17 protein-coding genes and 1 pseudogene are annotated in these 10,823 nt (G+C 52.8%); 4 read left to right on the plus strand and 14 right to left on the minus strand.

Translation table 11 applies throughout. The features are described from left to right. The first annotated feature begins 52 nt into the window (after positions 1-52). On the plus strand, positions 53-295 hold the full coding sequence (locus HGBM_RS07735; protein WP_019120520.1) for a hypothetical protein: 243 nt from the start codon (positions 53-55) through the stop codon (positions 293-295). Between the two features lie 25 nt (positions 296-320). Here the strand turns inward: HGBM_RS07735 and HGBM_RS07740 are convergent, their stop codons facing one another. From HGBM_RS07740 to HGBM_RS07775, 8 genes and pseudogenes are all read right to left on the minus strand, one after another. Next, entirely contained in the window at positions 321-1,343 is a 1,023-nt protein-coding gene (locus tag HGBM_RS07740) for an inorganic phosphate transporter (RefSeq protein WP_019120521.1), read from the minus strand. Further along, positions 1,336-1,953: a DUF47 domain-containing protein gene (locus HGBM_RS07745; protein WP_019120522.1), complete on the minus strand. Its 618-nt coding sequence runs from the start codon at positions 1,951-1,953 to the stop codon at positions 1,336-1,338. Before HGBM_RS07745 ends, HGBM_RS07740 begins: the two co-directional genes overlap by 8 nt. Positions 1,954-2,148: 195 nt before the next feature. Then, entirely contained in the window at positions 2,149-2,460 is a 312-nt protein-coding gene (locus HGBM_RS26965; protein ID WP_019120523.1) for a hypothetical protein, read from the minus strand. A gap of 13 nt (positions 2,461-2,473) precedes the next feature. After that, positions 2,474-2,865: pseudogene (locus HGBM_RS30275) on the minus strand (VOC family protein). A gap of 15 nt (positions 2,866-2,880) precedes the next feature. Beyond that, a complete protein-coding gene (locus HGBM_RS07760; RefSeq protein ID WP_019120525.1) occupies positions 2,881-3,474 on the minus strand; it encodes a DUF167 family protein in 594 nt (197 codons plus the stop codon). 89 nt (positions 3,475-3,563) lie between these two features. Next, positions 3,564-4,013 (minus strand): MarR family winged helix-turn-helix transcriptional regulator, encoded by a 450-nt coding sequence (locus tag HGBM_RS07765; protein ID WP_019120526.1) that lies wholly within the window; start codon positions 4,011-4,013, stop codon positions 3,564-3,566. 74 nt (positions 4,014-4,087) lie between these two features. Beyond that, entirely contained in the window at positions 4,088-4,822 is a 735-nt protein-coding gene (locus HGBM_RS07770; protein ID WP_019120527.1) for an N-acetylmuramoyl-L-alanine amidase family protein, read from the minus strand. 158 nt (positions 4,823-4,980) lie between these two features. Further along, entirely contained in the window at positions 4,981-5,637 is a 657-nt protein-coding gene (locus HGBM_RS07775; protein ID WP_019120528.1) for an HAD family hydrolase, read from the minus strand. Positions 5,638-5,719: 82 nt separating this feature from the next. On the opposite strand from HGBM_RS07775, the gene HGBM_RS07780 reads away from it, so the two are divergent. Further along, entirely contained in the window at positions 5,720-5,914 is a 195-nt protein-coding gene (locus tag HGBM_RS07780; protein ID WP_019120529.1) for a hypothetical protein, read from the plus strand. Between the two features lie 73 nt (positions 5,915-5,987). Here HGBM_RS07780 and HGBM_RS07785 read toward each other — a convergent pair whose 3' ends face one another. After that, the gene (locus HGBM_RS07785; RefSeq protein ID WP_019120530.1) at positions 5,988-7,286 is read right to left on the minus strand and encodes a phytoene desaturase family protein; all 1,299 of its coding nucleotides are present in this window, start codon (positions 7,284-7,286) and stop codon (positions 5,988-5,990) included. 295 nt (positions 7,287-7,581) lie between these two features. Between HGBM_RS07785 and HGBM_RS07790 the strand changes: the two genes are divergently transcribed. Together HGBM_RS07790 and HGBM_RS32440 are read left to right on the plus strand one after the other, a co-directional pair. Beyond that, positions 7,582-8,319: an iron-containing redox enzyme family protein gene (locus HGBM_RS07790; RefSeq protein ID WP_019120531.1), complete on the plus strand. Its 738-nt coding sequence runs from the start codon at positions 7,582-7,584 to the stop codon at positions 8,317-8,319. A 310-nt stretch (positions 8,320-8,629) separates the two neighbouring features. Next, the gene (locus HGBM_RS32440; RefSeq protein ID WP_019120532.1) at positions 8,630-8,788 is read left to right on the plus strand and encodes a DUF2642 domain-containing protein; all 159 of its coding nucleotides are present in this window, start codon (positions 8,630-8,632) and stop codon (positions 8,786-8,788) included. Between the two features lie 23 nt (positions 8,789-8,811). Here HGBM_RS32440 and HGBM_RS30280 read toward each other — a convergent pair whose 3' ends face one another. From HGBM_RS30280 to HGBM_RS07820, 5 genes are all read right to left on the minus strand, one after another. Continuing rightward, complete coding sequence (locus HGBM_RS30280; RefSeq protein ID WP_019120533.1) at positions 8,812-8,988, minus strand: hypothetical protein; 177 nt, start codon at positions 8,986-8,988, stop codon at positions 8,812-8,814. A gap of 290 nt (positions 8,989-9,278) precedes the next feature. Continuing rightward, on the minus strand, positions 9,279-9,470 hold the full coding sequence (locus HGBM_RS07805; protein ID WP_019120534.1) for a spore coat associated protein CotJA: 192 nt from the start codon (positions 9,468-9,470) through the stop codon (positions 9,279-9,281). An 18-nt stretch (positions 9,471-9,488) separates the two neighbouring features. After that, complete coding sequence (locus HGBM_RS07810) at positions 9,489-10,061, minus strand: manganese catalase family protein (protein ID WP_019120535.1); 573 nt, start codon at positions 10,059-10,061, stop codon at positions 9,489-9,491. Positions 10,062-10,073: 12 nt separating this feature from the next. Continuing rightward, entirely contained in the window at positions 10,074-10,325 is a 252-nt protein-coding gene (locus HGBM_RS07815; protein WP_019120536.1) for a spore coat protein CotJB, read from the minus strand. A 178-nt stretch (positions 10,326-10,503) separates the two neighbouring features. After that, positions 10,504-10,779 (minus strand): hypothetical protein, encoded by a 276-nt coding sequence (locus HGBM_RS07820; RefSeq protein ID WP_019120537.1) that lies wholly within the window; start codon positions 10,777-10,779, stop codon positions 10,504-10,506. Between the last annotated feature and the right edge of the window lie 44 nt (positions 10,780-10,823).

A 10,823-nucleotide genomic window follows, 5' to 3' on the forward strand; every position in this document is an offset into this window, starting at 1 on the left:
GTCTGAATATGTATTTTTGCGGCAATCCTAGGAGAAAAAAGGAGGTGGAGACATGGAAGCAGACGTCTTGGATGAATACCTTGACCGGCGAATTGTCATCCGTTTTGCACCGTCCCCTGCTTCCCCCGGCACTTCCCAGGAGGAAACAGGGCTGCTGCGGGACCACGGTGCGTCCGGGCTGTTGATCGAACGGGACGACCTGACGCTTGCGTTTGTACCGTTCTCCGCGATTCGGCTGGTCGAAATCAAACCCCAGCCGACCTGGTGGCAGCGCCTGACCGGCACCATGCCTTAAGATAGACGGCAGCCGGACGCTGCTGCTACAAAAAGACGTCGTACACGACGTAGCAGGCGGCCGCCAGCAATGCGGACACCGGCAGGGTAACGATCCAGGTAAAGATGATCCGGCCGGCTACGCCCCACTTCACTGCAGAAAATTTTTGCGAAGCGCCAACACCCATAATCGCGGAGGAGATCACGTGCGTCGTGCTGACGGGAAGGTGCAGGGCTGTAAAAATCGTAATGATCAATGCGGAAGACAAGTCGGCGGAGAAGCCGGTGATCGGTTTGATTTTCATAATCTTGCCCCCGACTGTCTTGATAATCCGCCATCCTCCGATCGAGGTGCCAAGGGCCATGGCCAAAGCCGCAGAAATCTTGACCCACAACGGGATGACGAACTCGCCGCCCGGCGTGTGCAAAAAACCGCCGGTAACGAGCGCAAAGGTGATGACACCCATCGTTTTTTGAGCATCGTTGGCCCCGTGGCTAAAGGACTGCCAGGATGCCGAGAGAATTTGCAGATAGCGGAATCTGCGGTTTGTCTTGTGGTAGGCGGTATTGGCTACCAGGGCAGAGATCAGTTTGATCATGAGAAATCCGACAAAGAATGCCCCGACGGGCGAGAAGATCAACGCTTCCACAATGCTGAGAAATCCTTTAAAATTAACGGCTCCAAATCCCGCCGCTCCGATCGTCGCACCGGTAATGCCGCCGATGATCGCATGGGAAGAAGAGCTGGGTATGCCAAACCACCAGGTGATCAAGTTCCACAAAATCGCAGAGGTCAGAGCCGCCAGAATCACGACCAGGCCGTTTTCCAGCTGAAACGGATCGGCAATGTCCTTTCCGATGGTTTTGGCGACACCTGTATAGGACAGGGCGCCGACCAGGTTGAACAGCGACGCCAGAATAATCGCCGTACGGGGGCTGAGCGCCCGGGTTGAGACAGAGGTGGCAATTGAATTGGCTGTGTCGTGAAACCCGTTGATAAAGTCAAAGCTAAGCGCCAATACAATGACCAGGATGAGCAGAATCACATCCGGCGTGACCTGATTAAGCATTCTTCAGCACGATCCCTTCCACCAGGTTGGACACGTCTTCAGCGAAGTCCGCACAGTCTTCCAGTTTATCGTAGATCTCTTTCCATTTGATCGCCTCGATCGGATGCGTGTCTGGATTGTTCAACAGCTCAGAGACCATCTTGCGGTAGTTCGCGTCCGACTCGTGCTCCAGATCTTTAATCTCCCGCGCGATATTGGAGACTGTCGCGTGGTCCAGCTTGCGGAGGGTGCGAATCAAGTCAATCAACTTGGCGGAACAGTGCACCAGGATGTTGGCCTGGGCCACCACCCGTGGCTCGGGCTGCTTCAACTGGTACAGAAACATCCGATCGGCTACCCCGTCTATATAATCGATCATGTCGTCAAGCGTGTGGGCCAGCGAGTGTATATCTTCCCGCTCCAAAGGAGTGATGAAAGTGGAGTTCAATTCGTTCATAATCCGGCGAACAATCTCATCCCCTTCATTCTCTGCGCTCTTGATCTCTTTCACCTTCGCTTCAATATCCTGATAATTTCCCAGCATTTCAAAGAAAAGGTGAGTCCCCTTATGAACGACTGCTGCCAGTTCCTCTAGTAAGGTAAAAAAGGATTTATTCCGTGATTTAATCATAGAACGATTTGTCACTCCTTTAGGATAATAACACCTCTACGATTATAGCGAAAAAGCAGGAAGAACGTAAATTTTTTTCGCCGATTCTTTACACAAACTTAACACTTTCTAAACGAAAGAAAAACCAGGTGTTACCTGGTTGGCAAGCTTGCTATAGTTTTTACCTGTTTGCACGGAGTATGCGGTAGTTTATCGTTACGTCGCCGTGCTGTTTTGCCTGCGCTTCTCTATTGCACTCACACCCATGACCACAGCGATCAGCTCGGAGATGGAAAGACGCTGGTCGAAGCGTTCGGAACCTTCGCCATCTGTTATCACCCAGCCGCCGAAAAATTGAAACCGTCCGCTGTGAAGACACCTGCCGCTCTGATCGTAGACGTCAAGACTGGCGGTGAACATGCTTTTCAGGTCAAGCCAGCCAATCTTCTCTTCCTGTTCATTCAGAATATCGGTCTCGCCTGCAGAAAAGAAGTTGTCGCGAAAATACACCAAATCGTTCTGATTCACTCATCACACCCCACTACTTCCAGACCGTCATACGGCGCTGCAGGCTGCTTGTGTACAGCTCCAGCTGTGTTCCATCCGGGTCCAAAAAGTTAATCGCGCGCCCCAGGCCCCGCTCCACCGGGCCGCGCACAACCGTGACGCCGGCTGAGACGAGCTGTTCTACTGCGCTGTCAAAATCCGCTTCTTCGATCGAAAAGGCCACGTGATCCACGCCCGGAACCAAACTCGACTGCGGACCTGCTGCCGGCCGCTGTACGAGGCAGACCCAGGCCCCCCCCAGTCGAGGTAGGCGTCCTGCCTGCCGCGATGGACCAGCTTCATCTGCAGCACGCCTTCGTAAAAAGCGAGAGAGAGCGCCAAATCCGACACGCGTATCGTAACGTGGTTAAAGCCGGTTACCTTCATCGGATGCACCTAAGACTATTTATGCGCCAAGCTCGTTTGAACTGCTTTGCGCAAGGTAATTGTAAACCTTTTTTTCTGGCTTGCATACCCTTCTGTCAGTTCGATGTCGCTTTCGTACACGCCGTAACGCTTTTTGAACGCGTTGATGACCTCTTCATTCGCTCTCTTGTCGGAAAGCGGCGTGCACACCTCGAGCACATCCATCCCTTTGTACCGCTCGCCGTGAAACACCGTCCGCGGTTTGCCTGGCTTCACCCAGATCGTGACATCCAGGGTTTCTCTGACGACGGCAGCAGCCTTTTCCAGTTCCGCTGCTTTCATCTGAAACGCTTTGCCAGACATTCGCTGCCCGCCCGCGCGGTCCATTTCCCGCTTGGCTTCCTGGGCGGCACGTTTGGCATTCCGCTTTTTGGGGGCATCGTTCCACTCGACTTCCGTCCCTTCAATCTGCTTTAAACGGGCGGGAAGCGAGTGCAAAAACCGGAGAATCACCTCGTACTGCGGCTCTTTGGCACAAATGTCGCGGACGATCTTGTACCTGTTGTCCTCGATCACCTCAGCGATCATCAACCATCCCGGGCCGTCATTTTTTCGGACAGTCAGAATCATGAATCCTCACCACCATTTTGTTGTATATACAACTTTATCGCAAGTTTAGTTGTATATGCAACTAAAAAACCGCCCAGTCTCTCTTCTCGCTACAAATCGCCCAGTTCCCTCCGCAATTTGCCGATCAAGCCCAGCATGCTATCGTACTCGCTCTGGCTCAGGTGTACAAACACCTGCTGCTCAAAGTGCTCCTTCACCGCCCACAGCATCTCGCCTAGTTTCTGCCGGTGCGCTTCGCTGACTGTTACGACATAGCTGCGGGCATCGCGAGGATGTTGTTTTTTCTCGATCATTCCCTTGCGCAGCAGAGCGGGCAGCATGCGTGAGATGGTCGTCTTGTCCCGCAGGCTGTACTCGCCCAATTCTGTCGGTGTCAATCCTTCTGTATGGGACAGGACGATCAGCAGCTCCCACTGTTCCGGGGTGACGCCAAAGCGTTTCAGCGCTTTGCTGGTCTCTTCCCGCATTAGCTGGCCAATTCGATGCAAATTGTGGCCGAGGCTGTCGCTAAAATAATCGGGCAAAGCTATTTTGGCCATGATTCCTCCCCTTTTCAACAAGCGCGTCTAGCATCAAAGATACACGATTGCCGCTTGGAATGAAAGTAGAGCAGCTAGCCTTTTCGCCACCACCGCTTCCACAGCTTGAACCACGAATCCTTGGCCGGCTTGGGTGCATTCAGCCGCCCGGTGAGCAGAAGGTATTCATTGACGGCTTCGCACACCACCCGGGCCAATTGGCTCTGTCCTTCGGGGCTGGTCAAGCGCGCCCTGTCCCGTGCGTTGCTGATATAGCCCATTTCGACGATCACCGTCGGGCAGACGTCGTGTTTGAGCAAATAATAGCTTGCACCCTTGACCGGTGCTGTGCTGGTATTGTTGAACTGGTTGAGTGAATGCTGCAGGATGCTGGCCAGCATGTAGCTCTGGTTGTTTTTTTGGTATAAAACGATGGAGCCGCGTCTGGTCGCTTGAGCGGACCAGTTCATGTGCAAGCTGATCAGGATTTGCGGCGGCAATTCCACAGCCAGGTGCTTGCGCTGGGCTAAATCACGCAGGTGCCGGGAAGGATTGCGAAGCCATTTGTTTTCGTCGCTGAGCGCATAGTCGCCCGTTCGGTTCAGGATGACGCGGTAGCCGAATTTGCTCAGCTGCCTGTACAGCTCTTTCGCCACCTGCAGATTGATGTGCTTTTCCAGAAGATCACCATGCGATGATCCTCCATCGATGCCGCCATGTCCGGCGTCGATCATTATATCGACAGGCGGGGTCACGAATCCCGCCGCCCCGGCACTGTTACAATCCCAAACGCCAAGCAGCACAGCCAGCACGAGAAGCGTACGCAACATGCGGATCCATCCTTCGAAGATTAGTCTGGAAGTATTATGAGTCTTCTTGCCGCCTCCCATACACATCCTGCCCGGCTGGCCGCCTCGGAGATCTGCATAAAAAACCACCAGTGGAGGCTCTCTCAACCGGTGGTTCCCTGTGAATCTTCCGTTCCAAATCAGTCCGTCAGCGACTTCGCCAAAAATTGCCGGAAATCGGTCACGGTTTCGAACAGGTAATCGGGTTTTGGGGAAAAACAATCCGTCTGGGTTTCTTCAAACCACTTGACACCTACCGTTCGCATGCCTGCCGCTTTGCCCGCCTGGATGTCCGCGTTGCTGTCTCCGACGAATAAGGCCGCTTCCGGCGGCACCTCCAACCTTGCCAGTACGCTGTGAATTCCTTCCGGGTGGGGTTTGGGGCGGACCACGTCATCGCCGGTGACGACGATGTCAAAATAGCTGTCCATCTCCAGCAGCCGCAGCGAAATATCGGCGCTTCGCCTGCCCTTTCCGGTGACCACTCCCAGGCGGACCCCTTGATCCTTCAGGTATTGGAGCATGCGGTTGATCTCCCCGGAAGCCCTCACCTGTTCGCGGTGGTTCTCCGCATACAACTGGTAGAACCGTTCGATCGCCGGGTGTACGTTGGCAGCCTTCTTGATCTGCCGCTCCAGCACTCCCGCTTCCGGCGGCCCAAACATCCTTACGATTTCTTCCGGAATGACCTCCCGCTGCTCATACTCGCGAAACACTCCTTGAAATGCCAGGTAGATCACCGGCAGCGTGTCAGCCAGCGTCCCGTCAAAATCAAACAATACCGCCTTGACCGTCATTATGCTTCAATCCCTTCACCTGTTTTTGGCTGAAAATATCCTTTCGGGGAAACGATATCTGATAAAAAGGAGGGATCTCCCCGTGGCTTTTGACGTCCAACTCATCCAGCGCATCGGAATGGAAATCGAAGAATCGGGAAAGCGCCTGCAAGATTATGTAAATGCCCCAGATGAACTGCAGGGCGAACTGCAAAAAATCGAAGCAAGCCTAAACAGCTTGACGACCCTGCTGCAAGGCACAGCCAGTGCCGGAGCCAACGCCGACACGACCAGGTAACCTGTATGAAAAAAGGGCGCCAGCAGGGTGCCCTTTCTCTTGTTCGCCAAGGAGAAGCCCGTCTCCTTGTTTCTTATTCGCTTTTCTGCAGTACCAGCTCACATGCCTTGACGGCACTGGAGAACGACAGCTCGGAAAGCTGTCCCTGTCCCTCGCACCAATCCCCGGCAAAGAACAGGTTCCGGTAATCCGAGAAGTAGACCGGCATCGGATGCTGGTTCATCAGCCACTTGATCTCCTGAACGATAGCGCGCTGTGAGATGCGGGGTACGACCAACTCTTCCCGCCAACCGGGGAAATGCTTGTCGTACAGAACTTCAATTTTTTGCTTGTAGGCCTCGATCGTCTCCTTGTTCTTGAGGTCCTCCTGCGTCAGGTAGGCGATCGCCTGCAGCAATTGGCCGTTTTCCGGCACGCAGGTTTTATCGTAATAAGAGATGTCCGTTATAAAGATGTGGCTGGCCTTGTCATTAATGTAGGTATAAGGAACCTCGATCCGGTTTTTCAAGCCGACATCGTAGACCAGCACGTAGGTCGGCTCGTACTGCGCATACTGTTGGACGGCATGCTCCACCTTGGTTCCCTGAAAGACCTTGACCAGCTCTTTCGGCGGAATGCAGAAAATAAATTCCGAGCCGGAAATGGAGCCCTCCGGCGTCTCGATCGACGTGACGCGGTCGTCGGCAACCGTAACGCCCTCCACCTTCGTCTTCCGCAGGATTGTGCCGTTGTTCTGCTCGATGACGCGGGAAAACTCGTCAATCAGCGCCTGCCAGCCGCCGCCGATGTAGGAGACCGGCTTGCTTGTCGTAAACAAGCGGCGGTAGTAGGAAAAAAACACGTCAGAAGGGATTTTTTCCGGTTCCCGCGTGAAGAAGTTGGAGCAGGCCAGCGTGAGCATCATGTCTTTTACCTCTTCGCTCACGTGTTTTTTCTCCAGCCATTTTCCGATCGAAAGATGGGGATGTCCGGTTTCCACTTTCAACATCGTCTTCAAAATCTCAAACGTGAACTTCACCTTTTCTACGCCTTTCAGCACTTTCGTCCGGAACAGCCCCTGGATGTTGGCAGGCATGTCGGTCAATTCCTGGCCCAGGTCGTACTTGGCCTTGGTCGGGCTGAAATCCTGCCAGTCGATCTTCAGTCCCAGTTCTCTTTCCAGCCGCGTCAGGACAGACGAGTCCCGTCCGTAAATGGCATGAGCGCCAAAGTTGAAATGAAAACCCTTTATTGTCAAAGTAACAGCACGGCCGCCTAAGGCCCCCCGTTCCACGACTGCCACTTTTTTTCCGCTGTGAGCCAAATAGGCCGCTGCAGACAGGCCGGCCAGACCGCCTCCTACAACCACAACATCGTACTGATGTTCTGCCACGGTAAATCCTCCCTTTTCACCTCTTACAGGTAAACGTTTTCCTCTTTATCAAATATATAAGTTTAAAAATACCTGACACCTAACTCCCCTGCTAGTATATTCATTCTGGAAAGCCGAGTCAATAAAAATGAACTGAGTACATTTTTCGAAAAATTAGCCCTATTTTGTCTTGGGGGAAATGTGATGTATAAACCAACAAAAAACCCTTATAAATAGAAAAGCGGTGGTTGACTTCACCGCGAGGTCTTCTAGAATAACTAACAGAACCAATAGCCATTCATGGAGGGGAATTAACGTGTCTGACAACCAGCCGGGCACCTTTGCCTTCACGCGATACGAACAGGTAGAGGATGCCATCAATACCGTTGTAGAAGAGGAGTTTTACCAATCCGATTTCTTTACGAGCCTGCATGCCGGAGTGTACAGCATGCGGCAGCTTCGCCATTTTGCCATCCAGTATCATTATTACAGCCGCCATTTTCCGCGGGTGCTGGGGGCGGCGGTCTCGGCTATGGCGCCGATCGACACCTGGTGGGTGCCGCTGGCGGACAATCTGTGGGACGAAGCCGGCCGCGGACTTCCCAACAAATCTCATGAAAAATTGTACCAGACCTTTTTGCTGTCGGTAGACCCGGAAGTTCCCCTGGACGAAAACGGGATCCCCCCGGAGGCGATATCGCCCGCTGTGGAAAAAGCGATTGAGACGTTTATCCGCTTCTTTTACCATGCCACACCGCTTGAGGCGATGGCTGCGGTAGGATTGGGTTCCGAACTGTTCGCCGGCGGCGTAATGGGTTCGATCGGCCGCGGGCTGCTGCATCCCGCCTACAACCGCATCCGCCCGCTGAACGTCCTGTTTTGGGAAGCTCACGCCGACGAGCATGAACCGCGCCACTACCAGCTCTGCAAGGACATCCTCGTCCGCTTCTCAGACCCTGCCGACCTGCAAGTGATGTATCAGACAGGCTGCCAAATTGCCCGCTCGGAAGCGCTGATGTACAAAGAACTGCACGAAGAGATGAGCAAGCTGTAAGCCTGTACAAAAAAACCGCTCTGTTGCCTGATCTGCACCCCGTTGTGAGACACATCCGACAGTGGGAGGTGCAGTCCATTATGCAGCAGAGCGGTTTTGTCATGTCACGGAATCATATAGGTGCTCGCCAAATCCCTTTTTCCGGAATGAAACATACATGGAAACTGTAACCCAAACCGAAGGAGGCTTTCTTATGGCGAACAGGCATCGGTATTACAATCCCTGTCACTACCGGATTGTTTCACAAGCAGAACAAGTCCGGGATTTCGCTCAAAATTGACAAAACCAAGAAAATGTGCGGTCGTTTGTCATGCACCTGCATCAGCATGAAGGAAAAGTGATCACGGTTGCCACCTCAAAAGACACCTTGACAGGGACCCTGGACGGAGTCTTTTTCGATCACATTGGTTTGGGAATAAATGGGACATTGTACCACATTCCGTATACGAGCATTTTGTATTTTTATTAAGAGAAGCGAACCGGGGCAAAAGGTCACCGTTTTGGCCTTACCGCCAGCCAGGCCAGCAGATTGAGTGCGGCTAACATCGAAATACGCGCTACCATATCGGTTTTTCCCAAAAAAGCGTATGTTACGATCAGATACAAACTGGTGATAAAAAAGCAGATATTCAATAGATAGAACATGCGCCAAAGCTTTATCCAGTCCATTCGTCCCTCTCCTTGCCCATAATCTTACTGACTGACCCGACAAATGCAAAACCCACCGCCCGGCAATTATTTCTTTACGGTGGGTTAACTCCAGAAGTTCAAGCCAATCGCGTGTTTGACCCCGGCGTTTTTGACTGTCACAATGTTAAATGTATCAAAGGTTCAAGCCAAATATACCACTTCATTTTTTGGTCGACAAGGCATTTGAGCAAAATAATCTGAATATTCTCTTCGGTTTTGTTGGAATGTGTTGCTTTCGGCCGCGCCGCCGCTGTTTGTCATACCCTTTCCTAGCATCTGTCGTAAGGGTCGTACAGCCAACGGAACAATGTCCCCGCACACAGCGCCTCTGGCAGCGGGAACTGATCAATGTACGGATCGGGCGGATACGGTTTGACCGGAGGCAGGTGTATCGGCGGATAGCCTCCCGCCCGAAACGGCTCAACCTGCGGGTACATATCGTCGTTGCCAAAGTAATTCATCGCTTGCTCCCTCCTTCCCTAGAAGTATTTGCGGGTATTGTACTGCTCCTCTACAATGAACAGCGCCTCGCGAAAACGCTGGGAGTGGACAATCTCCCGCTCGCGGAGAAACTTCAATACCTCGATGACATCCGGATCATCCGTCAAGTTGATCAGCCACTGATACGTAGCGCGGGCTTTTTCTTCGGCGGCAATGTCTTCGGCCAGATCCGCGATCGGATCTCCCTTCGCCTGGATGTACGCGGCCGTCCAGGGCACGCCGCTTGCATCGGTGTAAAACAGAGCTCTGTCGTGGTCCGCGTAGTGGCTGCCCAATCCGGCATCCCGCATCTCTTGAGGGGTTGCTCCTTTGACCAATTTGTGAACAAGGGTGGCAATCACTTCCAAATGGCCCAATTCTTCCGTCCCTATATCTGTTAACAGCGCTTTCGCCCGTTCGTTCGGCATCGTGTAGCGCTGGTTCAAGTAGCGAAGCGCGGCTGACAATTCACCGTCAGGCCCGCCGTACTGCGTAATTAAAAACTTCGCCATTTGCAAGTCGCACTTGCTGACCCGCACCGGGATCTCCAGCTTCTTTTCATAAATCCACATCGGTGTCTCTCCTTAATACTCAATTTCCCACGGCCAGGGGGTGCTGGTCCACACCCAGCGGTTGGGAGAGTTGGAAAATCCGAACTGCATCAACGGGCCGCACGCTGCTTCGTACTCGTGCTTCAGATGGTGCAGCTCATCGGATAAACAATTGTACTGTTGCACGGCACGCTGATCATCCGGATTCATATCCAGGTAAAACTGCAGCTCGATGAGAGCAAATTGTACCTGCTGCAATCTGTGCAGTACATTGTGCTGTCCCATATGTCTCCTCCCTTTTTTCATGCTTACGCTTATACCCTATGCAGATAGGCATTTGTCCGTCCTTGCTGCAGCCGCCCATTTTTCCTTCGGACAAGCAGAATTCGGAACAACAGTGCCTCTCCCTAGGCAGAAAAAAAGCCCTCTCCCCTACCAGGGAAAGGACTGTCGCATGCTAATGTTAACTTGGTTTTGCCTTGCACTTTGCGAGGACATGATGGCCGACAGACAGCCCTCTCGCTTCCAACTCTTCTGCGTTCAACAGGTTGAACGAATCAGTCTTGCAGGGCATCGGCATCAGACCGCCAAACGGGCTCATGACACGACCGTTGGTATCGGTCTCAATCACGACGTACAACCCCTTGCGCTCCAACTGTTCGATAAACTCAACCCAGCGCTTTGCTGTCATTAACCCGGCGTGTTTGGTCAAAATCACGCCCATCTCCTGAGCTAGCATACATATCCCCTTTGTTACTCAAAATATTTTCGTACGGATAATAA

Source organism: Brevibacillus massiliensis, from assembly GCF_000311785.1.
Taxonomy (GTDB): domain Bacteria; phylum Bacillota; class Bacilli; order Brevibacillales; family Brevibacillaceae; genus Brevibacillus_C; species Brevibacillus_C massiliensis.